Below are 22,588 nucleotides of genomic sequence, written 5' to 3'. Positions count from 1 at the left end.
GCCATGTTCATTCAAGCGCCCGCCCTCGTGTCACAGCCGAACGTCAGCCATGCCTTCTTCACCCGCCAGGGCGGCGTCTCGGAGGGGATCTACGCGTCCCTCAACGGCGGCATCGGGTCTTCGGACGAACCCGCCAGGGTTCAGGAGAACCGTCGCCGCATGGCGGAGGCTGTCGGGATCGCGCCGGATGCCCTGATCAGCGTCTATCAGGTCCATTCGCCGGATGCGGTGATCGTGGAAGGGCCCTGGCGGGGCGAGCGGCCCAGGGCGGACGCCATGGTGACGGCGACGCCTGGCCTCGCCCTCGCCATCACTACGGCGGATTGCGGGCCGGTGCTGTTCTCGGACGCGGAGGCGCGGGTCATCGCGGCCGCCCATGCGGGCTGGCGCGGCGCCGTGACCGGGGTGCTGGAATCCACGATCGCCGCCATGGAAAAGCTCGGGGCAAGGCGCGAAAGGATCGTGGCCGTTCTCGGCCCGACGATCAGCCAGAAAGCCTATGAGGTCGGTCCGGACTTCATCAAACGCTTCGGCGAGGAAGCACCCGGCCATGAGCGCTTCCTCGGCAAGGCAGAAAGGCTCGATCACGCCATGTTCGACCTTCCGGGCTTTATCGGTGCCCGACTGGACGCCGCCGGCATTGCGGCCTTTACCGATCTCGGCCTGTGCACCTATTCCGACGAGGAACGGTTCTTCAGCTACCGCCGCACCACCCACCGTCAAGAGCCGGATTACGGCCGCCTGATCTCGGCGATCGCGCTCACTCCCTGATGCCGACGACGTCTGGCGTCTCCCAGGCCAGATGCTGACCGCCGTCGACGGCGATCATCTGGCCGGTCACGCTGCGGGCCCCGGCGAGGTAGAGAACCGCGTCGGCGATCTCATCCGGGGTGCCGCCATGCCCGAGCAGGATCGCCTCGCTCTGCTTGGCGAAGTCATCGTCGCCCTGCCGGACGTTCGACAGCGTCGGCCCTGGCCCGATGGCATTGACGCGGATGCGCGGCGCCAGCGCCTGTGCCATGGTCCGGGTAGCGGTGAACAGCGCGACCTTCGTCAGCGTGTAGGAAAAGAACTGCGGCGTAAGCTTCCAGACCCGCTGGTCGACGATGTTGACGATACACCCGTGCTCATGAGCAGGAAGCTGATGGGCGAAGTCGCGGGCCAGGAAGGCCGGCGCCCGCAGGTTGACGGCGAAGTGCCGATCCCAGCGTTCCTGCGAGAGCGTCTCGACCTCGTCCGGCTCGAACTCGGACGCATTGTTGACGAGGAGCGTCAGGGCTCCCAGGGCCCGAGCCGCCTCCGGAACCAGACGCTCGACGGCGGCGCCGTCCGCGAGGTCCGCCTGAACGACTGCGGCCTGTCCCCCCTGCTCCCGAATGCGGGCTGCCATTGCGTCCGCTTCGTCGGTCGAGCGCCGGCAATGGATGGCGACCGCGTATCCCTCCCCGGCGAGGCGTTCGACGATTCGCCGACCGATGCGTTGCGCACCGCCGGTCACGAGAGCGGCTTTATTCATGATTGATCCCTTGAAATGTAACGACATCACGACAAATCAGAGCAGTGGCCAAGAAAATGCCATTTTTTCGCTTCGCGGTCGAACCAACGGCCAAGCTGCGCGTTATGGACTCCGGCGATAGCGCAAGGGGAAACTCGCACATTGCCGCCACAATCCTGCCACGGTGGTTCTCGGCCGCTGTGGTTGCGAGGTCACAGCCCTCGACCGGTTGTCGCTCTATAAACGGACAGTGCTTGGCGTGACCCAACGAAAATTGGGTCGAGCCCGCATGACATCGATTAGGAAAGAGAAACCATGAAGAAGATTCTTCTCGCCAGCGTCGCTCTCTTCGGCTTTGCCGGAGCCGCTTCCGCTGCGGACCTGCCGGTTCGCTCCGCTCCCCCGGCTCCGATTGTTGCCGCTGTTCCGGTGTTCACCTGGACGGGCTTCTACGTGGGTGTGAACGCCGGCTACGGCTGGAACACGAACGACTCGATCACGGTCGGCGGCGTGCGCTTCGACCTGGACGACGACGGCGGCTTCGTCGGCGGCGCTCAGGCGGGCTACAACTACCAGATCGGCTCGTTCGTGGTCGGTCTCGAAGGCGACATCCAGTACGCCGACTTCGGTGGTGACGACCGCTTCGACTTCAACAACGACGGCATCCTCGACGGCGACTTCAACAACAGCGACTGGTTCGGCACCGTGCGCGCCCGCGCCGGTGTGGCCTTCGACCGCGCCCTGATCTACGCCACCGGTGGTTTCGCCTTCGCGGACGACGCCACGGGCTGGACCGTCGGTGGTGGTCTCGAGTACGCCTTCACCAACAACCTGTCGGCCAAGATCGAAGGCCTGTACGTCAACCTCGACCAGGACAACAACAGCATCTTCAACATCGACAACGATGCTGAGTTCGGTGTGGTCCGCGCCGGCCTGAACTTCCGCTTCGGCACCTACTAAGAACCGTCTCCCCGGAGACACACAAGGCCCGGGTCTCCCCGGGCCTTGTTGCGTTACGGCGTCACCCGTGTCTTGGCATAGGCCGGAACGCGGGATTCGAAATCGGCCAGCCAGGCCACAAGCCTGGGATAGCTCTCGCGCCAGCGGCCGCCGAAGCGCAGGTCGAGATAGCCCAGAGCGCAGGCGAGCGCGATCTGGCCGATGTGGAGAGGCTGGCCCGCCTCCGCGAGATGGGCTTCCGCATAGTCGAGGCCGCGGCGCACCTTGTCGGCCTGATGGGAGACCCATTTCGGCTCATGCCTGTCTTCCGGTCGGAAGCGGCCTTCGTAGACCTGCAGCAGCGCCGCATCCATGATGCCGTCGGCGAGCGCCTGATCGCGCAGGGCAGAGTACCTCTCCGGGCCGTTCGGGATAACGCCGCCGCCGGCCAGATGATCGAGATAATCCACGATCACGCGGGAATCGTAGAGCACCTCGCCGCTTTCCAGAATGAGCGCCGGGATCTTGCCCAGCGGGTTCTGCTGCCGAATCGAATCGTCGGGATTCAGGGTATCCGCGTCGACGATCCGGATACGATCGGTCAGGCCGAGAATTGAGGCCGAGAGTTTGACCTTGCGGCCGAAGGGCGATGCAGGCGAGGAGCGGAGAACGAGCATGGGTGACCTCTGTTGGAGAAACCGGCAGGAGTCATGAACGCTCGCATCCCGAACGGCAATCCGCTTTAAGCAGGAGGCCCGAAGGCTTCACAGAGGAAAGCCCCATAGCCGCCGCGGGACAGGCGCTCGGCAAGAGCCGGCAGCAGCGTCTCGGCCTCCTCCTTCAGGGACCAGGGCGGGTTGAGCACGAAGAGACCGCTGCCGTTGAGCCGCGACGGGTCGCGCGGATCGTCCACATAGAGCTCGAGGCGCAGGCCCGGGCGCGGGCTCTCGGCATGCAGCCGCGCGGCCACCGCGTCGACGGGGGCGACCTCCTTGATCGGATACCACCCAGCATAGACTCCTGTCGGCCACTTCTTCAGGGCAGCGAGCAGCTCCGCCCCGAGACGGTCCAGTTCGTTCGGCTTCTCGTACGGCGGATCGATGAGCACGAGACCGCGCTTCTCCTTCGGCGGGATCAGGGCATGGAGCGCCGTCCAGCCATCCAGGTGCATCACCTTGAGATTCGCGACCGCGTTGAAGGCGTCGCTCAGCACCCGGTAATCGGCCGGATGCAGTTCCACGAACACGCCCCGGTCCTGCCGCCGCAACAGTTCGCGCACGAGACCGGGCGAGCCGGGATAGATGGTCTCGCCATGGCGCGCACGCACCTCCGCCACCACCCCCCGATAGGGGGCGAGGATCTCCTCGACCTCGGGCGCGAAGGCTTCGTCGAGGCGCCCGATCCCGTCGACCCATTCCCCGGTCCGGCCGGCCTCGTCGCCGGCGAGGTCGTAGAGCCCGATCCCCGCGTGGGTGTCGACGACGCGCACAGGCGTCTCCTTGCGCTGCAGATAGGCGAGGATGCGCACCAGGAGGGCGTGTTTCATGACGTCGGCGAAATTGCCGGCGTGGAAGGCATGGCGATAGTTCATGGTCGTCCTACGGCATCAGCCCCGGAGGTGGATCGCGTTCCTGGGATCAGCCCGATGGTCTCTGACTCGTGCACGTCGTTCGATGCGCTATCTGACCGCCGGCACGGTAATCTCGCCCGCACGGCAGCCGTCGCGATCGACCTCGGCGCACTGGCGGAATCCGCGCAGGTCCCTGGTGAGGCAGATGCGGACCTCCTGGAAGATGCGCCGTCCGCAGGAAACCGAAATCATGTCGGGACGCAACCCCGGATTGGCCTTCATGAAGGCGCTTTCGATCTCGCTCGGCAGCACCTTGGACCGGCTGTTCAGGCCGTTGAAACCGTCCGGCAGGCGCACGAGGTCCCGCGCCTGCCGGACCGCGCGGAAATACCCCCCGGGGCTCTCGCCCGTACAGGTGCCGTGCTTGCGCCACTGATAGCGGGCGAGATTGTCGTCCGGGAAAAGACCCGCGGCATCGGCCATGGCGGCCTGAGGCACGAAGCGGCCGGCGGGCTCGCAGAAGCTGGGGTAGCCCTGCTCCCGCTGAGGCCAGAGACCGTGGGTCACGAAGCCGAGACCGCTGCCGCTGTCGCACTGCCGGTTCCGGCTGCCGCTGTTCTCGCAGAAGCCGGGCGACCAGGACAGGGCCAGCACATAAAAATCGAACTGCCCCATCGGGGCGCCCCTCGCCTCCCGGGGATTCTGGGCCGCGGCAGGAAGGATCGAGAGGAGGAAGGCGCCCGCGATGGCGAAGCACCAGCGCAGGATCAAGGAGCCGCCTGCTTGCAATGGGGCGCGAAGGCATAGTCGCGGTCGAGCCCGTCGACGCACGCTTCCGTGTTCCAGCCGATGCCGATGAAGCCGAGATCCTCGCGGATCGAGAAGTTGATCCGGCGCTTGTAGCCGTCGGACACGATCACGGTGCCGGTGCAGAAGCGGCGGGGGATGTAATCGAGCCCCCAGGGACGCCATGCGACTTCCTGCACCCGCTCGAATCCGACCAGCCTGAGGTCGGAGTTCCAGAACCGGCCCTCCTTCTTGGCGAACCGCGAGCTGATGCTCTGGAGCACGGAGGGATCGGCGCAGGCCGGCAGCATCGCGTCGAAAGGCTCTTCCCGCCGCTCCGCGGGCGTGATCTCGCGCGCAAGCGCAGGTGCGCTCAACAGCATGCAGGAGATGAAAGCCGCCAGCCACTTCATTGAAAATGCTCCACCAAGTCTTCGGACCGTGCAACCTCGACCATGTGGGCGGCGCCCGCGAAGGTCAAGATCCGCTTACGCTTTAATAGATGGCGTGGCTGTTGAGCATCAGCGGCTGGCCTGCCGAGCGCCCCTGCTGTCTGGGCGGCGCATAGGTCTGCTCGGCCGGACGGCCGAGGGGCGGAAGAGGCGCCCGAGAATAGGATGGGGACGGGCTCCCCCGCGATGGTCCCGCGTTCGGGCCCGGAAGGTCGGCCGAGAAGCCGCCGCCGGACGAGTAGCGGGCCGGCGGAGCCACAGGCGCGGACAGAGCCGGCGATGGGGGCGGAGGCGCCGGCGGGATGTAGGCCTCCCCATCCGGGACGTCCTGTTCCAGATCGACGGGCGCGAGGTCGCCGGAGGCCGCCGCGCTCTGGAGCGCCTCGCGGCTGCGTTCGGGGTCGATTCGCGGGGAGAATTTCAGGATCGGCTTGCAGATGCGCCGCTGACCCCGCGGGTCATGCCGCGCCAGGTCGATGTGGAGATGGTCGTAATGGAAGGCATCGGAGCCCGGCCCCAGCACCGTGGTGAAGTAGCGGCAGGCGCCGACGAAGGCCTCGCGCAGGAACTCCTGCTCGGCTCCGTCCCCTCCCCGCCAACCCTTGACCACGGAGACCTCCCGGCCATCGGCGAGCACGAAGGCCATCACGTCCATGGCGTTGCCGAAGGCGTGCTCCGACACCTTCGCGCCCATCTGGTTGTTGCGAGGCCGGCACGAATACGAGCCGGCTTTGATGTCGGCCAGAGGCACGCCGAAATACATCTCGGCCGCCGGTCTCACGATCTCGTCGAGCCAAGTGTCGATCTGGGGGATGATCGGGCAGGCCAGCGTCACCTTCGATTTCAGCCCTACCGCGCCGTTGTTGAAGGCCGAGACCTTGAACGGATGATCCATGCCGCAGACGCCGGGGCCGTCGATCTTCGAGCTGAGAGCCATGTAGGCGGAAGGCTGCACGAGGCGCTGAGACAGGCAGGCCTCTTCCGCCTGGGCGCGCCACGGCTCGCGCTGCTCGAACCGAAACAGCCCGCAACCGGTGAGCCCAAGCCCGGCGAGCGATAGGGCAAAAAACGCAACTAACCCACGACGCATGCAGTGAGCCTGCCCCAACAACGTAAACATCCCGTCAACCGGGTGCGAAGGGCTTCGTAGCTGGCTCGATTCGGGCTCGTCAGGGGTCGTGCTGAACATTATCCACGCAGTGACGGGGTGCGACACAATCGAGCAGGAACTTTTTTTGTCCGGAATGTCGCAAGAATTAAAGTCGACGAAACAAGGGCTTAATAAATTGTTAACGATTACATCGACGGTCGCCTTGCCTGCCCCTCCCGGCCGGGGTGCTTCTCAGGATCTCGGAGGTTTGATAGGGTGCCTATCCATTCAGATAGGGGGATAACCCCTTCAGAGAGAGGGGCTCAGATGAACCTGACTTCGAATCTGGACTGGGCGTCCAAGCTCAACATCGCCGCCGTCTGCGTGTCCTTCTCGTTTATCTGCGCCGTTTTCACGGGCCTTCTGTAAGCCGGCACCGATCGCCTCTGGCGATATCGACCATCGATCGAATCCTTGTGAACGCTGCCGCGATCGGCGGCGTTTTTCATGTGTCGGGACAGGGCACTTCCGTGATGGTCCAGGACATCACGTTTATCTCCATCTGGCACTGCGCCAGCTTGGGACCCTCAGTCGTCTTGAGACAGGCTTTCTCTCCCACAGCGAACATCTTGCCCTGAGCGCGGCAATAGCAGTCGAGCAGGTTATGGGCGGGCGCCTGAGCCGTCTGGGGAACGGGCATGTCGTGGCCGAGGGCTGGGGCACCGGCGATGAGGCCAAGGAAGACAACGACGCTGCGCATGGGACGCCTCCGTGGTCGTTCACGGTCGATGCTCATCCCGCCGCAGGGTCCCGTCAAGCGCCGTTCAACGCCACCTGTCCGCGGCGAGGTCGTCAGCCTCCTTGGCATCGACCCAGGTTCCGACCGTCCCGTCCTTGAGATGCTCGCGCTTCCAGAACGGGGCCTGAGTCTTCAGGTAGTCCATCAGGAAGGAGGCCGCCTCGAAGGCAGCCTGACGGTGAGCGCTGGCCGTGAGGACCAGGACGATCTCCTCGCCCGGAGCGATTCTGCCGAAGCGATGGACGATCGTGAGGCCAAGGAGCGGCCAACGGCTTGTCGCCTGATCGGCGAGCCGGCCGATCTCGGCTTCGGCCATGCCGGGATAGTGCTCGAGCTCGAGGGCCGCGAGCCGCCCCCCTTCGTCCCGGCACAGCCCGGAGAAGGCGACCACAGCGCCGATATCCAGCCGTCCCCGGGTCAGGGCCGCGGTCTCAGCGGCGGCATCGAAGGGTTGGGCCTGGATGCGGATGGTGAAATCCATGGCATTGCGGCTCCCCGACGGGAGCTAGCCTCCCGTCATCGGCGGGAAGAAGGCGATCTCCCGAGCTCCGGCGATTCGGGCCTCGGGCTTCACGTGGACGTGGTCGATAGCGGCTCGGACGACCCCTTCGTTCTCGAAGGCATAGGCGTATTCCTCGCTCCTGCCTTTCAGCCAGCGCACCAGATCGGCCACTGTGTCGATGCCATCCGGCAGTTCCACCTGCTCGTCCGTCCGTCCGACCCGCTCCCGCACCCAGGCGAAATAGACGAGCTTCATGGCGCTAGCCCTCGTCCATGAGGTGATGGATGCCGTTCTTGAAGTAATCCCAGCCGGTATAGATCGTCAGGATGGCGGCGATCCACAGAAGGATCGTGCCGATCAGGATGTTGTTGGGAAGCACCGTCTCGCCGGCCGGTCCTGCGATCAGGAAGCCTAAGGCGACGAGCTGGAGCGTCGTCTTCCATTTGGCGACCCGGCTGACCGGCACGCTGACCTTCAGCTCGGCCAGGAACTCGCGCAGGCCCGAGACCAGGATCTCGCGGCAGAGGATCACGATGGCGGCCCACAGGGCCCATCCCTTGATAGTCCCGTCAGCCACCAGCATGAGCAGGGTCGCGGCCACCAGAAGCTTGTCGGCGATGGGGTCGAGCATGCGACCGAGCGCCGATTGCTGGGCGAAGGTTCGCGCCACGTAGCCATCGAGATAGTCGGTGATGGCCGCGATCGCGAAAACCGCCAGCGCGAACCAGCGGGACCAGTGGTCCTCGGGCCAGAACAGGAGACCGACCACGGCCGGAACCGCGGCGAGCCGACCGTAGGTCAGCATGTTCGCGAGGTTGAACGCCTTCGAGCGGCCCATGGAGGAAACAGTCTTCATCACACCCGCAGGAAGCATGAGGACGGTCTGCCCGTCAATCGGACAGATCCCGGTTGCGCACCGCGGCCATCCGGCGAACACGGCAATGTGAGGGAAGCCTGAACGGTCCGGCGAGCGCGCAATCCTATCCCCTCTCGTGGAAGAAATCATAGACCGCGCGGGCCGTGGCGGCATTGACGCCCGGAGCCTTCATCAGGTCCTCGAGGGCGGCCCGCTGGATCGCCTTGACGGTGCCGAAATGGTGCAGCAGCGCCCGCTTGCGGGTCGGCCCGATGCCCGGGATCTCGTCCAGCGGGTTCTTCACCAGCTCGCGCTTGCGCTTCGCTCGGTGCGCCCCGATGGCGAAGCGGTGGGCCTCGTCGCGCAGGCGCTGGACGAAGTAGAGCGCGGGATCCCGCGGCGGCATCTTGAACGGCGGCTGGCCCGGCTTGAAGAAGGTCTCGCGGCCGGCGTCCCGGTCGCGCCCCTTGGCGATGCCGACCAGGGCCACGTCGTCCTCGCTCACGCCCACCTCGGCGAGGGCCTGACGGGCGGCCTCGAGCTGCCCCTTGCCGCCGTCGATCAGGACCAGATCGGGCCAGGCCGGAAAGCCGTCGTCGCCCGATCGTCCGTCCGCCTCGGAGCCGCGCGGCTCCTCCTTTACCAGGCGGGCGAAGCGGCGCTGCAGCATCTCGCGCATCATGCCGTAATCGTCGCCGGGCTTGAGGTCCTCGGACTTCATGTTGAAGGTCCGGTAATGCTGCTTCATGAAGCCGTTGGCGCCCGCCACTACCATGGCGCCCACCGCGTTGGTGCCCATGATGTGCGAGTTGTCGTAGACCTCCACACGCTTCGGCGCCTTCGACAATCCGAAGGCCTGCCCCAGGGACACGAGGAGCTTCTGCTGCGACGAGGTATCGGCCAGGCGCCGGGCCAGCGCCTCGCGGGCGTTGCGCAGCGCATACTCGATGAGCTGACGCCGCTCGCCGCGCTGGGGCGCATGGATCTCGACCCTGGCCTCCGCGCGGGTCGAGAGCGCCGCCGCCATCAGCTCCGCATCGTCGATCTCGTGCGACAGGAGGATCAGGCGGGGCGCGGGCTTGTCGTCATAGAACTGCGCCATGAACGAGCCGAGAACCTCCTCCCGGCTCATGGACTTGTCCGCCTTCGGGAAATAGGCGCGGTTGCCCCAGTTCTGCCAGTTGCGGAAGAAGAACACCTCGACGCAGAACTGGCCCGCCTGCTCGTCGAGCGCGAAGACGTCCGCCTCCTCCACCGACTGCGTATTGATGCCTTGAACACCCTGGATGGCCGACAGCGCCGCGAGACGGTCGCGGCAGCGCGCGGCGCGCTCGAACTCGAGGTCCTCGGCCGCGGCCTGCATCTCATCGGTGATGCGCTGCTTGACGGCGTTCGACTTGCCCGACAGGAAGGCCCGCGCCTCGGAAACGAACTCGGCATAATCCTCCCGCGAGACCTCGCTCGTGCAGGGTCCCGAACAGCGCTTGATTTGATAGAGCAGGCAGGGCCGCGTGCGGTTCTCGTAATAGCTGTCGTTGCAGGAGCGCAGCAGGAACGCGCGCTGCAGCGCGTTGATCGTGCGGTTCACGGCCCACACGCTCGCGAAGGGGCCGTAATAGTCGCCCTTGCGCTTCCTCGCGCCGCGATGCTTCACGAGCTGCGGCGCCTCGTGATCGGCGGTGAGCAGGATGTAGGGCAGAGACTTGTCGTCCCGCAGAAGCACGTTGTAGCGCGGCTTGAGCTGCTTGATGAGATTGGCTTCGAGCAGCAGCGCCTCGGTCTCCGTCGCTGTGGTGACGAATTCCATCGAGCTGGTCTGGCCGATCATCCGGGCGATGCGGTTCGAGTGGGCCTGGCCCCGCGCATAGGAGCCGACGCGGTTCTTCAGGCTCTTCGCCTTGCCGACATAGAGCACGTCGCCCTTGGCATCGAGCATGCGGTAGACGCCGGGCGCGTTGGGAAGGGTCGTCCAGAACTGCCGAATGACCTCGGTGCCGCGCTGGACCGAGTCCGGATTGACCTCCAGGTCGAACTCGACGTCCGAGCCGCTCTCGAGAGCGACGGATTCCTCGTCGTCCTCGTTGTCCAGAATGTCCGGGGGGACGTCGTTGGTGGTGTTGCGAGTCATGGGGGAGATTTAAGGGCTCGGGACTCGCGAGGAAAGTGCCGCCGACGAACTGGCGCAGCCCGGCCGTTCGGTTTACACGGCTAAGCTCCTGGAACGCCTGCGGAGCCGGTCATGCGCCTGTCGATCGTCACGTCAGCCGTCGTCGCGGCCCTGGTGGGGTTCGGCAGCACGATCGCCATCATCATCGCGGCCGCCCAGGCGGTCGGGGCCGACGCAGCCCAGACCTCGTCCTGGGTGGCGGCCCTGTGCCTGGCCATGGCGGCCACCAGCGGCACCTTAAGCGTGCGCTACCGCATGCCCGTGGTCACCGCGTGGTCGACCCCGGGGGCGGCGCTGATCGCCTCCTCCAGCGGCATCTCGATCCATGCGGCGGTCGGCGCCTTCCTGCTCGCCGGCGGCCTCATCGTGCTGACGGGCCTCGTCAGGCCGTTCGGGCGGCTGATTGAGCGCATTCCCACGTCCATCGCGGCCGCGATGCTGGCGGGCGTCCTGCTCCAGTTCGTGGTCGGGGTCTTCCAGAGCGCCCAAGGGGCGCCCGGGCTCGTCCTGCCCCTCGTGGGTATCTTCCTGGTGGTTCGCCTGTTCAATCCCGCGCTCGCCGTGCTGGCGGTGCTCTTCGTCGGGCTCGGGCTCTCCTTCGGCGGCGGCATGGCGCGGCCGCTTGCGTCCGATCTCACCCTGTCCACCCTCACGTTCATCGCGCCGACCTTCGATCCCTCGGTCCTGATCGGCCTCGGCCTGCCCCTGGTCCTGGTCACGATGGCGTCCCAGAACCTGCCGGGGCTCGCGGTGCTCAAGGCGTCCGGCTACGAGCCGCCCGCTGGCCCGATCCTTGCCGCGACGGGACTGGCTTCGGTCGTCACCGGGATCTTCGGCGCCCATACCAGCAATCTCGCGGCCATCTCGGCCGCGATCTGCACCGGGCCCGATACGCATCCCGACCCGAAGAAGCGCTGGATGGTCGGGCCATTCTACGCCCTGAGCTACCTGGTCTTCGCGGCCTTCAGCGCCGCACTGATCGGGCTGATCGCCGCCCTCCCCCCGGAGTTGATCAAGACCGTCGCCGGCCTCGCCCTCATGGGAGCCTTCCTGGGCGCTCTCGGGTCCGCCCTTGCCGAGGAGGTGAAGCGCTTTCCGGCCATCGTCACCTTCGCGGTCACGGCCTCCGGACTGACGCTCTTCGGCATCGGATCCGCCTTCTGGGGTCTGGCCGCCGGTCTCGTGACCCTGGCTCTCGACCTCCTGGCGATCCGCCTGCGGCGGCGCGCCTGATCTGGACGAAAGCCTCCGTTAAGCTTAAGACTTCGTTACGAAGACCAAGAACGGGGGCCCTCATGGCCGGGATGACGCATGCGGGGCGGCTGGCCGCTCTGGTCCTGACGGTGGCGTTGGGAGCCTGCCAGGGCTCGCTCGGCGGATCGCCGGAAGGCGTTCCGGTCGCCCTGGAGAGCATCGACGGCGCCCCGGCTCCCATCCGCACCGCCCTGGTCGACGAACTGACCAGCGCGGCCACCGACCGCAAGGTCGATCTCGTCGGCGCCAGCGCCCAGGCGCGATACCGGGTCCGCGGCTATTTGTCGACCTCGACCGAGGATGGGGAAACCAAGGTGGCCTATGTCTGGGACGTGTTCGACGCCCAGAAGCGTCGGGCCAAGCGCCTGGCCGGATCGAGCCCGGCTCCCGCCTCCTCCATCTCGGCCCTCGACAAGGCGGCGCTCGCGAAGCTCGCCCAGGCGAGCATGGACGAGATCGCCGAATTCCTGACGGCGTCCAAGTCCGAAAGCGCCTCCGACATGCAGGCAACCGTGGAATTACCCATTCAGACGGCGGAGGTCTCGGGCGACGAGCTCCCTGTCGCAATGCAATGATTGCATGGCAACGCACCAAACTTGCAGCACATTGGAAGCCCTCCATGTATTGTGACGGTTTCATATCGCTGCTAAGAGCCTTGCGCCCAGCCGTGCAGGGATTATGGCATTGCGCAGCGGGTGTTATCGATCACTCGAAGCCAAAGTTGCTTGCATGAAGCTCGTTGCGGGAAATTCCAACCGTCCGCTGGCTGAGGCCATCGCCGCCTATCTCAACGTTCCGCTCGCCAAGGCCCAGGTGCGGCGCTTCGCGGACATGGAAGTCTTCGTCGAGATTCAGGAGAACGTACGCGGCGAGGATGTGTTCATCATCCAGTCGACCTCGTTCCCGACGAACGACCACCTGATGGAGCTCCTGATCATCACGGATGCGCTGCGCAGGGCCTCGGCCCGCCGCATCACGGCAGTGATCCCGTATTTCGGCTACGCCCGGCAGGATCGGAAGTCCGCATCGCGCGCGCCGATCTCGGCCAAGCTCGTTGCCAATCTCATCACCCATGCGGGCGTCGACCGTGTGCTCACGCTCGACCTCCATGCGGGCCAGATCCAGGGATTCTTCGACATCCCGACCGATAACCTGTTCTCCGCTCCGACGCTGGCGCGCGACATCAAGGACCACCTCGACGGCGGCAACCGCATGGTGGTTTCGCCCGACGTGGGCGGCGTGGTGCGCGCCCGGGCGCTCGCCAAGCGCATCGATGCTCAGCTTGCCATCGTGGACAAGCGCCGTGAGCGCCCCGGCGAATCCGAGGTGATGAACATCATCGGCGACGTGTCCGGCCGCTCCTGCATCCTGGTCGACGACATCGTGGATTCCGGCGGCACACTGGTGAATGCTGCCGACGCGCTCCTCGCCAACGGGGCCAAGGAAGTCTACGCGTATATTACCCACGGCGTCCTCTCCGGCGGCGCGGTGGCCCGCATCGCAGGCTCGCGGCTGAAGGAACTCGTGATCACCGATTCGATCATGCCGACCGAGGCCGTAAAGGTCGCGCACAACATCCGCGTCATCTCCATCGCGTCCCTCATGGGCGAGGCGATCGGCCGTACGGCGACGGAAAGCTCGGTATCGAGCCTGTTCGACTAATCACCGACAGGCCGTGACCTGGCCCGGCCCTGGCAGCCCGCTGCAGCCCCTCAGACAGCCGGGCGGCGGTTCGCCAGCATGCCGCCGGCCATGATGCAGGCGAGCCCTGCCAAGGACAGCCCCGTCAGCACGTCGTCGAACAGGATTGCAGCGAGCAGCACGCCGAAGCCGGTGCCCCAATAGCCGATCTGGCTGAACACCACCGGACCGGCGATCTGTTGCAGGCGGAAGTTCATCACCTGCGAGAGAGCCGACATCGCTCCCAGGCCCACGAGCCACGAGAGGATCGCCGGATCGTCGAACCGCCAGCCGGCGGGCGTCTCGAAGACAGGTGACAGCAGGGCCACCATGACGCTCGAGGTGAGCGAAGCGCCGCAGGAGAATGCGAGCGCGGACGTCTCCTTCGGCCACCAGGCGGACCGGATGATGTTGCCCGTAGCCGCGCAGACCGGGATCGCGAGGCCCACGGCAACCCAGAGTGGCTGCCCCATATCGATGTGCAGGATCTGCTGCTGGACGAGCGCAACCATGCCCGTGAAGCCGATCACGATCCCGAGGAAGCGCCGCATGAACATGCGCTCGATCCCGAGGCCGGCTGCGAAGCTCATCGTGAGCAGCGGCGAGAGGCAATACACGATGGACGTGTAGGCAGGCACGACCTTCTGGACCACGAAATAGGACAGCACGCTCGGCACCGCGAAGCTGACGATCCCGAGAACCCCATAGAGAGCCAGATGCTCCGGCGCAGTCGGGATCCTCTGCCGGAAGGCTGCGAGCCAAGGCAGCAGGAACAACCCGGCGCCCAGATTGGCAAAGACGCCGAGCTGGAACGGCTGGACCCCGGCATCGAGCGCCATCTTGTTCATCATGATCCGGCCGGCGAAGAGAAACCCGCATAGGCCGAGCAGGCCGAAGGCGGATTCCGAAGCGATGGAGAGACGGGCTGCGATCACGGCGGCACTCTCGGATACTCTGCCGGTGGGCTCGGCAACGGAGTGTTGCAGGAGGTGCGGCGGGGGTTTATCTTGATGCAAAGATAAGTGGATATATCTTGATGTCAAGACATTATGAGGCACCCTCCTATGCGTCCGACCAAGACGGCATCGACGAGCGGTGCGCCCAATGGGCTGCCGAACTGCCGGATGTCGACACCCGGGGCATGGGTGTCCTGGGTCGGGCGCGCTGGATCACCCTGACCGCCCGCCCGCCCATCGAGGCTGTCTTCAAAGCCCATGACCTGGACAGCGGCGAGGCCGACGTCCTGTTCTCCCTGCTCCGCTCCGGCCCGCCCTATCGCCTGCGGCCCACGGAGCTGTTCCGGACCCTGATGATTTCCTCGGGCGGTCTCACCGACCGTCTCAACCGTCTCGCCAAGGCAGGCCTGATCCGGCGGGCGGTCGCCGAGGGCGACGGCCGCAGCCTGCCGGTGGAGCTGACGGAGGAAGGCGCCCGGCGCGCGAAAGAGGCGTTTCAGGAGGACATGGCCGTCGAGGCGGCCATGCTCGAAGGCTTGACCGAGGACGAGCAGACCCAACTCGCCGGACTTTTGAGAAAGCTCGCCCTGACGATCACGGCCACGAAGCCTTTCGCCTGAGCGCCTTCCGGGTGGGCCCTGCCCGGTCTATGACCCGACTTGTTGCATTTTCGGCGGTTGTTCACTATAAGCCGCCTCGCGCCCGCTCGACACCCTTGGAGGCACGGGCGCCGACCTCATGGCCGCCGGTAGGTTTCTCGAGAAGCCTGGGCGGCCATCGGTTTTTCAACTCAATTCAAAGGACCACGACCATGAGCGAAGTAAAGCAGATCAAGGCCGTGGCGCGCGACCGGGCCGGCAAGGGGGCCGCCCGGGCCGTTCGTCGCCAAGGCCAAGTTCCCGCCGTCATCTACGGAGCCGGCCAGTCGGCCCAGGCGATTGCCCTCGACTTCAACCAGACCAAGCAGCTGATCTTCGCCGGTCACTTCCTGACCACGATCTTCGAGATCGACGTCGACGGGCAGACGGTCCGCGCCATCCCGCGCGACTACCAGCTCGACCCGGTGCGTGACTTCCCAATCCACGTCGACTTCCTGCGCCTCGCGCAGGGCCAAGCGATCAAGGTTGTGGTTCCGGTGCACGTGGTTGGCCAGGAGAAGAGCCCGGGCGTGAAGCGCGGCGGCGCTCTCCAGATCGTCGAGCATTCGGTGGAACTCCTGGTTCCGTCCGACGCGATCCCGGACTTCATCGAGGCTTCCGTCGAAGGCCTCGACATCGGCTCCTCGATCCACCTGAACGACATCGCCCTGCCGAACGGCGCCAAGGCGACCTCGGCCGAGAACCTGACCCTCGTCACCGTCGTGGCCCCGACCGGCCTTACGGAAACGGATGCGGCTCCGGCTCCTGCCGAAGGCACCGCTGCCGCCTGATCGGCCTGATCGGGCGTTCAAGCCCATCGACCGGCTTCGACGCTCCGACCGCAAGGCCGGAGCGTTTCTTATGAGCAGGACCACGCGATGCGTCTCTTCGTCGGACTCGGCAATCCCGGATCCCGCTACGCCAGGAACCGCCACAACATCGGTTTCATGGCCGTGGACGAGATCGCGCGAGCGAACAACGCCGGGCCTTGGCGCAAGCGCTTCCAGGCGGAGGCGGCCGATGCGGTGATCGGCGGTGAGAAGGTTCTGCTGATCAAACCGCAGACCTACATGAACCTGTCCGGCCAGGCTGTGGGAGAAGCGCAGAACTTCTTCAAGATCCCGCTGCATGACGTGACGGTCTTCTACGACGAGCTCGATCTCCCGCCCGCCAAGCTGCGCGTGAAGATCGGCGGCGGCAATGCAGGCCACAACGGCCTGCGCTCGATCTCGGCCCATTGCGGCAACGACTACCGTCGCGTGCGGCTCGGCATCGGCCATCCCGGCCACAAGGCGCTCGTGCAGAACCATGTGCTGGGCGATTTCGGCAAGAGCGAGGAGGCCTGGGTCGACGATCTGTGCCGGATCATCGCGGACAATGCGGCCCTCCTCGCCAAGGGTGAGGACGGAAGCTTTCAGAACAAGGTCCACCTCGCCATGGAGGCGAGAGGCTGGACCGACGTGAAGCGGCCTGGAGAAAAGGCCACGTAATTCGACAATCACGCCGGCGCAGACGCCGGCCATGCAAGGAGTGAGGCCATGGGCTTCAAGATGGGCATCGTCGGCCTGCCGAACGTGGGCAAGTCCACCCTCTTCAACGCTTTGACGCAGACCGCGGCCGCGCAGGCCGCCAACTACCCATTCTGCACCATCGAGCCCAACGTGGGCGACGTGGCGGTGCCGGACGAGCGGCTCGACCGGCTCGCAGGCATCGCCAGCTCGGCGCAGATCATCCCGACCCGCCTCACCTTCGTGGATATCGCGGGTCTCGTGCGCGGCGCGTCGAGGGGCGAAGGCCTCGGCAACCAGTTCCTGGCCAATATCCGCGAGGTCGATGCCATCGCCCATGTGGTGCGCTGCTTCGAGGACACGGACATCACCCATGTCGAGGGTAAGATCGATCCCATCGCCGATATCGAGACCATCGAGACCGAGCTGATGCTGGCCGACCTCGACAGCCTCGAGAAGCGCGTCACCGCTCTCGAGAAGAAGGCCAAGGGCAACGACAAGGAGGCCAAGGAGACCCTCGACCTCGTCAATCGCACCCTGCCGCTCCTGCGCGACGGCAAGCCCGCCCGCCTTGTCGAACGGAAGGTCGAGGAGGAGCGCCTCTTCCAGATGCTCGGCCTGCTCTCCTCCAAGCCCGTGCTGTACGTCTGCAACGTGGAGGAAGCCTCCGCCGACAAGGGCAATGAATTCTCCGCCCGCGTCTTCGAGCGCGCCAGGGAAGAGGATGCCAAGGCCGTGGTCGTCTCGGCCAAGATCGAAAGCGAGATCGCGGTTCTGCCCCCCGAGGAGCAGAAGGATTATCTCGACGCCGTCGGCCTTGAAGAGCCTGGCCTCAACCGGGTGATCCGCGCCGGTTACGAGCTTCTCGGCCTGATCACGTACTTCACCGTCGGCCCGAAGGAGGCCCGCGCCTGGACGATCACCCGGGGCACCAAGGCTCCGGCCGCCGCGGGCGTCATCCACACGGATTTCGAGAAGGGCTTCATCCGCGCCGAGACCATCGCGTATGCGGACTACACCTCGCTCAAGGGCGAGGCCGGGGCACGCGACGCGGGCAAGCTGCGGCTGGAAGGCAAGGACTACACGGTGCAGGACGGCGACGTGATGCACTTCCGGTTCAACACCTGAGGAATCCGACGCCACTGTCATTCCGAAGGGTTCGGCAGGCAACGCCCTCTCGTCATCACCGGCACGAGGCCGGTGATGACGTGGATGGGCGACCGATGAGCCCCTTCATCAACCTGACAATTTCCTGAACGCGGGCTTCGTCGTCCGTTCAGGGCCATTCTGCGAAAAAGGCTGCGTAGAGGGTGTGATCCATGCAGACTTTTTTTGACAGCTTCGTTTCTCCCGGGTTCGGCAACGCTGAATTCTTCGTCGGCGTGCTCGTGGCCTGTGGGTTCGTGATGATCGGCATCTCGTCACTGTTCCCCAAGCGGGGAGACGATGGGCTCGAATGGTGGGAGCGCTAAGGCAGGCGAAGCGCCTTGGGCCCAATCCCGAGGCCGATCTGCAGGCTCTCCGCGATGCGCCGCGCCCGGTCGACGAAGAAAGCCGCCACGTCCGGCGCGCAGATCTCCCGAGCCGTATCCTCGAACAGCTCCAGCCAGCGGACGAACAGCTCCGGGGTGAGATCGAGCCCGAAATGGGCCGCCTGGGGCTTGCCCTGGTAGCGGCCGGTTCGTAGGGCGATCGAGGACCAGAAATCCACCATCAGCGCCAGATGCCGGCTCCAGCGGCCGGAAAGCTTGGCGTGGAAGATCGGCCCGAGTTCCGGATCGCGGATCACCCGGTCGTAGAAGGTTTCCACGAGCTGCCGGATCAACTCCTCCGAAACGCCTTCGGCCGGGCTGATGATCGGAATGCTGCGGCCGGTGGCGGCTGAATGAGCCAAAGCGGATCTCCTTTCACACCGAAGGGACGGGAGCACCATGCGCCCATCCCTTCGGACAATCCTTGCGCCAGATCAAGCCGGGCCGTTTCCATGGCCCGGCCCGTCATCAGTGGTGGCCATGCTCGGCTTGAGGCTTCGCCTGCGGCCCGTGGGGATATTCCTTGCTGTGGGAATGTGTCGTCAGTTCGATCTGCCGACCGGCGCCCTCGGCGCCGTAGAAGGCACCATGGAGCCCCCAGTAGCCGCTTACCAGCACCACGAGGGCGACGGCGAGACCGGCCGGAACCGAGGCCAGGCTACCGAAGCGCGGCAGGGCGTTCGGCACCTTGACGGCGATGGCCTTGGCGTCACGGCAGGGATCGGCCGCCACGAGGAACAGAGCCGCCATGATCAGGGCGTGCCCGACGAGGTCGATCCGCCCGAACGGATAGACGGCGGTGAAGAAGATCAGCAGCAGGGACACGGCCGAGAGACGGCGCACCAGCGGGGTCCAGAGCAGGCCGAAGCCAAGGGTGAACTCGGCCACTCCGGCCATCGGGATGAACACGTCGCGCGGCATTCCGAAGGTGAGGAACGGCTTCTCCTCGACGAGCGGGTAGAACCAGTTGGGATAGGCGAACTTTTCCAGGCTCGACCACATGAGCGCGATCGCGATGCCCCAGCGCAGAGCCATGAACCGGCGCGCACGCCATTTCTCGTCGTTCGAGGAGGCCATGACCAGATAGGCCGCGACGCCGACGCCGAGCGCCAGATAGTCGAGAAGATGGAACAGGTCGTATTCGCGCAGGGCCACCACCCACAGGGCGATGATGCCGGCTGCTGCGACCGGCATGGTCCGGCGCGAGAACACCCCCATGGCGATCAGAAGCTGGGCCCATGAGATCAGCTCCGAATCCGTCTTGAGGTCGGGCGTGAGATAGATGCCGCCGACGGCGAAGATGGCGACGAAGAAGCCGCCGACGGATGCGCGCATGAAATCGTCCGAACGGCTCCAGAGCGGGGCGCTGATCCAGTCGAGACCGGCCTGGACGGCCCGGCCCAGCGCCATGCGTTCGACCGCAAGCGTCGCCAGGAAGAAGGCGAGCACCAGGCCGATCCCGGTCCAGAACCATTGATTGGTCAGCGTGGCGCCGATCGGCTGGGGAGCGGCATCGACGATATAGGGGGCAAACCACTTCACATGGGCTTCGGCCGGCAGCGTCCACACGGCTCCGGCACCGAGCGCGATGAGGCCGGCGGCGGCGCGTGCCAGGGAATGTAAGGGGTTCGGTTTCGGCTCACGTGGCATCAGGCCGGTTGCGGCAGGTTCGGTACGCATGACATCCTCGTTGTGGGAGATCGGTCTTGGATGCCTACGGAGATAGCTCCATCGTCGGAGCAGATACATTCAGATCATCCCCCTAAGGGATTTTCCGGAGTGTCGTCATAGGCTTGGCCGTAACACAGCCGTTCGGGCGGGATCGCCCGCATGCGGCCGCGGATCGTTCGGGAACCTTGAGCGTTGACGGCGTGTCCTCATCGATGCCCGATCATGCAGCTTCACCACCGCCACGACTGGAAACTCACCCCTACCGAGGCCATCGCTCTCCAGCACCAGCTGAGAACGGAAGTCGTGTCCGACCGCCCGATTGATCTCGATGGGGTGCAGCTTGTGGCCGGCGTCGACGTGAGCGTGAAGAACGAGCAGTCGCAGGCGGCCATCGTCGTGGTCACCTTTCCGGGCTTCCTGCCGGTGGAGACCGTCCTGGCTCAGCGCCCGACGCCCTTTCCCTACGTGCCCGGCCTCCTGAGCTTCCGCGAGGGCCCCGTGCTCGAGGAGGCGTTCGAGAAGCTGAAATCCGAGCCGGACGTTTTCCTGTTCGACGGCATGGGCATCGCTCATCCTCGCCGGATCGGGATCGCCAGCCATATGGGCCTGTGGCTGCAGCGCCCCACCATCGGCTGCGGCAAGACCCTCCTGTGCGGACGCTACAGGGACCTTGCGGAGGAAAAAGGTTCCGCCGCCCCCCTGATCGACCGCAAGGAGACCATCGGGGTAGCGCTGCGCACCCGGACGGCCAAGAACCCGATGTTCATCTCTCCCGGGCACTTGGCCGATATTCCGACGGCGGCGGAACTCGTCCTGCGCTGCTCCCCGAAATACCGCCTGCCGGAGCCGATCCGGCTCGCGCACAACGCGGCCGGGCAATTTTCCCCTTGAGGCGGACAGCCCCGGAGCTATCCCAAAGTCAGGCCACGGTTGCGGCGGCAAGCCTCCCCATGGCGGAGGCGTTATGCTAGGGCAGACCCCGACAAGGGATTGCTCATGCGCACGTTCGAAGATCTTCCGCCCGGCCTGACCGAGACCTTCGGCCCACTCACGGTGTCGAAGGACGACGTCCTGACCTTCGCCCGAGAATACGATCCGCAGCCCTTCCATGTGGACGAGATCGCCGCCAAGGACAGCTTCATCGGCACGCTCATCGCCTCGGGCTGGCACAGCTGCAGCCTGAACATGCGCCTGTTCGCCGACGGACTGATCCTGAATTCCTCCTCCATGGGATCTCCGGGCATCGACGAGGTGAAATGGCTGAAGCCCGTGCGGCCCGGCGATACCCTGCGCACGCGCATGAATGTCCTGGAAAGCCGCGTCTCAAAGAGCAGGCCCTCCCTGGGCCTCGTGCGGTTCCATTTCGACATGCTGAACCAGGCCGACGAGACGGTTCTGACCCAGACCAACTGGGTGATGTTCGCGACCCGCGATGCCGAGCCGTTCACCGGCGGCCGCAACGCCTTGACGGCTGCGGCGGACGCACTGCCTGGCGCCGTTCCGGCGCGGGAGGTTCCGCCGGTCTCGGCCAATCCGTTCTTCGAGGACCTCGTCGTCGGCGGGACGGACGAGCTCGGCTCCTATACCTTCACGCCCGAGGATATTGTCAGCTTCGCCCGCCAGTTCGATCCGCAGCGCTTCCATGTGGACGCGGAGGCCGCCAAGGACAGCCTGTTCGGAGCCCTGTGCGCCTCCGGCTGGCATACGGCCAGCGTGTGGATGAAGCACATGGTCGGCCACCGCGACCGCATCCGTGACTATGCGCTGAGCCATGGCCAGCGGCCCGCACGGCTCGGGCCCTCCCCGGGCTTCACCAACCTGAAATGGCTCAAGCCCGTCTATGCCGGCGACACGATCACCTACCGGTCCACCGTGACGGCCAAGCGCGCTTCCGCGTCCCGCCCCGGCTGGGGCCTGGTGTTCCACCACAACACGGGCACGAACCAGAACGGCGAAGAGGTATTCGCGTTCGACGGGATGGTGTTCTGGGAACGCCGGGACTAGAGCATCGGACCCAAAAGTGGACCCACTTTTGGGTCCGATGCTCCCACCTCTTTGAAGAGCGCATCGTTCATGCGGAAAACCGGATCCACTTTTCCGCACGATGCGCTAGCGGGTCTTCGAGCCTCCGGCCCGCACTCGCGTCTCCTCGTCGAGCAGAACACGGATCTCGGCCAGAATCGGGTGAGCGGATGTATGCTTGCGCCCATAATCGAGGTTGAACGCGTAGTCGAAATCAACAGGGTTTCGGCCCTGGTTGTGCTGGAGAATCGTCTCCAGCTTATCGAGTCCTTTGGCGAGAACGGCCTCGGGCGACGAAGCCGCCTCGTATTCCTCCCACAGGGCCAGGATCTCGGCCTGCTTCGCGGGATGAAGGGCTCTGGTCAGCTCCTTGAGGTCAGCCCTTTCCTGAGCGGACTTGTCGAACCTTTCCGTCTGAAGAACGGCGGGGATGTCTCCGCTTAGGGCCTCGCCGAGATCATGGACGATGCAGAGCTTGATGAGGCGCAAAGGGTCGATGTCCCCGAACTCGTCCGAGAACACCAGCGCCATGAGGCACAGGCGCCAGGTATGCTCGGCCGTGCTCTCGGACCGGCCCGTGGACGTGAAGCCGCTGCGCAGGGTGCTCTTGAGCCGCTCCGCCTCCCGCAGGAAGTCCAGCGCTCCCAGGAGGCGCTCGTTCGCCATCGATG

The 22,588-nt window shown here is 65.6% G+C and carries 27 protein-coding genes; 12 read left to right on the top strand and 15 right to left on the bottom strand.

The annotated features are described in order from the left end of the window. Positions 1 to 3: 3 nt before the first annotated feature. Positions 4 to 771, top strand: a complete 768-nt coding sequence (gene pgeF / locus HPT29_RS06595; RefSeq protein ID WP_173946149.1) for a peptidoglycan editing factor PgeF — start codon at positions 4 to 6, stop codon at positions 769 to 771. On the opposite strand, the gene HPT29_RS06590 is transcribed toward pgeF, so the two are convergent. Next, the gene (locus HPT29_RS06590; protein WP_173946148.1) at positions 761 to 1,516 is read right to left on the bottom strand and encodes an SDR family oxidoreductase; all 756 of its coding nucleotides are present in this window, start codon (positions 1,514 to 1,516) and stop codon (positions 761 to 763) included. The two genes, pgeF and HPT29_RS06590, sit on opposite strands and share 11 nt — an antisense overlap. Positions 1,517 to 1,810: 294 nt before the next feature. Between HPT29_RS06590 and HPT29_RS06585 the strand changes: the two genes are divergently transcribed. Continuing rightward, a complete protein-coding gene (locus HPT29_RS06585; protein ID WP_259060501.1) occupies positions 1,811 to 2,455 on the top strand; it encodes an outer membrane protein in 645 nt (214 codons plus the stop codon). A gap of 53 nt (positions 2,456 to 2,508) precedes the next feature. Here the strand turns inward: HPT29_RS06585 and HPT29_RS06580 are convergent, their stop codons facing one another. The 10 genes from HPT29_RS06580 to uvrC all read right to left on the bottom strand — a co-directional run bounded on the left by HPT29_RS06580 (position 2,509) and on the right by uvrC (position 10,617). Further along, the gene (locus tag HPT29_RS06580; protein ID WP_173945734.1) at positions 2,509 to 3,111 is read right to left on the bottom strand and encodes a glutathione S-transferase; all 603 of its coding nucleotides are present in this window, start codon (positions 3,109 to 3,111) and stop codon (positions 2,509 to 2,511) included. Between the two features lie 65 nt (positions 3,112 to 3,176). Then, positions 3,177 to 4,025 carry a 23S rRNA (adenine(2030)-N(6))-methyltransferase RlmJ gene (locus tag HPT29_RS06575; RefSeq protein WP_173945733.1) on the bottom strand — a complete coding sequence of 283 codons (849 nt, stop codon included), beginning with the start codon at positions 4,023 to 4,025 and terminating at the stop codon, positions 3,177 to 3,179. An 87-nt stretch (positions 4,026 to 4,112) separates the two neighbouring features. Beyond that, on the bottom strand, positions 4,113 to 4,775 hold the full coding sequence (locus tag HPT29_RS06570) for a ribonuclease T2 family protein (protein WP_173945732.1): 663 nt from the start codon (positions 4,773 to 4,775) through the stop codon (positions 4,113 to 4,115). Then, complete coding sequence (locus HPT29_RS06565) at positions 4,772 to 5,203, bottom strand: hypothetical protein (RefSeq protein ID WP_173945731.1); 432 nt, start codon at positions 5,201 to 5,203, stop codon at positions 4,772 to 4,774. Before HPT29_RS06565 ends, HPT29_RS06570 begins: the two co-directional genes overlap by 4 nt. Positions 5,204 to 5,285: 82 nt before the next feature. After that, positions 5,286 to 6,332 (bottom strand): extensin-like domain-containing protein, encoded by a 1,047-nt coding sequence (locus tag HPT29_RS06560; RefSeq protein ID WP_173945730.1) that lies wholly within the window; start codon positions 6,330 to 6,332, stop codon positions 5,286 to 5,288. A gap of 505 nt (positions 6,333 to 6,837) precedes the next feature. Continuing rightward, positions 6,838 to 7,092 carry a hypothetical protein gene (locus HPT29_RS06555; protein ID WP_173945729.1) on the bottom strand — a complete coding sequence of 85 codons (255 nt, stop codon included), beginning with the start codon at positions 7,090 to 7,092 and terminating at the stop codon, positions 6,838 to 6,840. 64 nt (positions 7,093 to 7,156) lie between these two features. After that, entirely contained in the window at positions 7,157 to 7,612 is a 456-nt protein-coding gene (locus tag HPT29_RS06550) for a molybdenum cofactor biosynthesis protein MoaE (RefSeq protein WP_173945728.1), read from the bottom strand. 24 nt (positions 7,613 to 7,636) lie between these two features. After that, positions 7,637 to 7,888: a molybdopterin converting factor subunit 1 gene (gene moaD, locus HPT29_RS06545; protein WP_173945727.1), complete on the bottom strand. Its 252-nt coding sequence runs from the start codon at positions 7,886 to 7,888 to the stop codon at positions 7,637 to 7,639. A gap of 4 nt (positions 7,889 to 7,892) precedes the next feature. Continuing rightward, positions 7,893 to 8,489: a CDP-diacylglycerol--glycerol-3-phosphate 3-phosphatidyltransferase gene (pgsA, locus tag HPT29_RS06540; RefSeq protein ID WP_247654242.1), complete on the bottom strand. Its 597-nt coding sequence runs from the start codon at positions 8,487 to 8,489 to the stop codon at positions 7,893 to 7,895. Between the two features lie 124 nt (positions 8,490 to 8,613). Then, positions 8,614 to 10,617: an excinuclease ABC subunit UvrC gene (gene uvrC, locus HPT29_RS06535; protein ID WP_173945725.1), complete on the bottom strand. Its 2,004-nt coding sequence runs from the start codon at positions 10,615 to 10,617 to the stop codon at positions 8,614 to 8,616. Positions 10,618 to 10,728: 111 nt separating this feature from the next. On the opposite strand from uvrC, the gene HPT29_RS06530 reads away from it, so the two are divergent. The 3 genes from HPT29_RS06530 (at position 10,729) to HPT29_RS06520 (ending at position 13,572) form a co-directional block, all read left to right on the top strand. Beyond that, entirely contained in the window at positions 10,729 to 11,889 is a 1,161-nt protein-coding gene (locus HPT29_RS06530) for a benzoate/H(+) symporter BenE family transporter (protein WP_173945724.1), read from the top strand. A 62-nt stretch (positions 11,890 to 11,951) separates the two neighbouring features. Then, on the top strand, positions 11,952 to 12,485 hold the full coding sequence (locus tag HPT29_RS06525; RefSeq protein WP_173945723.1) for a hypothetical protein: 534 nt from the start codon (positions 11,952 to 11,954) through the stop codon (positions 12,483 to 12,485). A 154-nt stretch (positions 12,486 to 12,639) separates the two neighbouring features. After that, positions 12,640 to 13,572 (top strand): ribose-phosphate pyrophosphokinase, encoded by a 933-nt coding sequence (locus tag HPT29_RS06520; RefSeq protein WP_173945722.1) that lies wholly within the window; start codon positions 12,640 to 12,642, stop codon positions 13,570 to 13,572. 50 nt (positions 13,573 to 13,622) lie between these two features. Here HPT29_RS06520 and HPT29_RS06515 read toward each other — a convergent pair whose 3' ends face one another. Continuing rightward, entirely contained in the window at positions 13,623 to 14,525 is a 903-nt protein-coding gene (locus HPT29_RS06515) for a DMT family transporter (RefSeq protein WP_259060500.1), read from the bottom strand. 101 nt (positions 14,526 to 14,626) lie between these two features. Here HPT29_RS06515 and HPT29_RS06510 point away from each other — a divergent pair, with 101 nt between their 5' ends. The 5 genes from HPT29_RS06510 to HPT29_RS06490 all read left to right on the top strand — a co-directional run bounded on the left by HPT29_RS06510 (position 14,627) and on the right by HPT29_RS06490 (position 18,164). Then, positions 14,627 to 15,166, top strand: a complete 540-nt coding sequence (locus HPT29_RS06510; RefSeq protein WP_173945721.1) for a MarR family winged helix-turn-helix transcriptional regulator — start codon at positions 14,627 to 14,629, stop codon at positions 15,164 to 15,166. Between the two features lie 191 nt (positions 15,167 to 15,357). Then, positions 15,358 to 15,975 (top strand): 50S ribosomal protein L25/general stress protein Ctc, encoded by a 618-nt coding sequence (locus HPT29_RS06505; RefSeq protein ID WP_173945720.1) that lies wholly within the window; start codon positions 15,358 to 15,360, stop codon positions 15,973 to 15,975. Between the two features lie 87 nt (positions 15,976 to 16,062). Further along, positions 16,063 to 16,674 (top strand): aminoacyl-tRNA hydrolase, encoded by a 612-nt coding sequence (gene pth, locus HPT29_RS06500; protein ID WP_173945719.1) that lies wholly within the window; start codon positions 16,063 to 16,065, stop codon positions 16,672 to 16,674. Positions 16,675 to 16,722: 48 nt separating this feature from the next. Further along, the gene (gene ychF, locus HPT29_RS06495; RefSeq protein ID WP_173945718.1) at positions 16,723 to 17,820 is read left to right on the top strand and encodes a redox-regulated ATPase YchF; all 1,098 of its coding nucleotides are present in this window, start codon (positions 16,723 to 16,725) and stop codon (positions 17,818 to 17,820) included. A gap of 191 nt (positions 17,821 to 18,011) precedes the next feature. Next, positions 18,012 to 18,164 carry a hypothetical protein gene (locus tag HPT29_RS06490; protein WP_173945717.1) on the top strand — a complete coding sequence of 51 codons (153 nt, stop codon included), beginning with the start codon at positions 18,012 to 18,014 and terminating at the stop codon, positions 18,162 to 18,164. Here HPT29_RS06490 and HPT29_RS06485 read toward each other — a convergent pair. Together HPT29_RS06485 and HPT29_RS06480 are read right to left on the bottom strand one after the other, a co-directional pair. Beyond that, the gene (locus tag HPT29_RS06485; protein WP_173945716.1) at positions 18,161 to 18,586 is read right to left on the bottom strand and encodes a group III truncated hemoglobin; all 426 of its coding nucleotides are present in this window, start codon (positions 18,584 to 18,586) and stop codon (positions 18,161 to 18,163) included. The two genes, HPT29_RS06490 and HPT29_RS06485, sit on opposite strands and share 4 nt — an antisense overlap. A 106-nt stretch (positions 18,587 to 18,692) precedes the next feature. Next, on the bottom strand, positions 18,693 to 19,904 hold the full coding sequence (locus HPT29_RS06480; RefSeq protein WP_247654243.1) for a hypothetical protein: 1,212 nt from the start codon (positions 19,902 to 19,904) through the stop codon (positions 18,693 to 18,695). 213 nt (positions 19,905 to 20,117) lie between these two features. Between HPT29_RS06480 and nfi the strand changes: the two genes are divergently transcribed. Then, positions 20,118 to 20,786 carry a deoxyribonuclease V gene (gene nfi, locus HPT29_RS06475; RefSeq protein ID WP_173945715.1) on the top strand — a complete coding sequence of 223 codons (669 nt, stop codon included), beginning with the start codon at positions 20,118 to 20,120 and terminating at the stop codon, positions 20,784 to 20,786. Between the two features lie 99 nt (positions 20,787 to 20,885). Next, positions 20,886 to 21,899 (top strand): MaoC family dehydratase, encoded by a 1,014-nt coding sequence (locus tag HPT29_RS06470; protein ID WP_432807277.1) that lies wholly within the window; start codon positions 20,886 to 20,888, stop codon positions 21,897 to 21,899. A gap of 105 nt (positions 21,900 to 22,004) precedes the next feature. Here HPT29_RS06470 and HPT29_RS06465 read toward each other — a convergent pair whose 3' ends face one another. Then, entirely contained in the window at positions 22,005 to 22,583 is a 579-nt protein-coding gene (locus tag HPT29_RS06465; RefSeq protein WP_173945713.1) for an HD domain-containing protein, read from the bottom strand. Between the last annotated feature and the right edge of the window lie 5 nt (positions 22,584 to 22,588).

It is taken from the genome of Microvirga terrae, from assembly GCF_013307435.2.
Taxonomy (GTDB): domain Bacteria; phylum Pseudomonadota; class Alphaproteobacteria; order Rhizobiales; family Beijerinckiaceae; genus Microvirga; species Microvirga terrae.
Note: the sequence above shows the minus strand (reverse complement) of the source record. Positions and strands in the feature narration are given on the sequence as shown.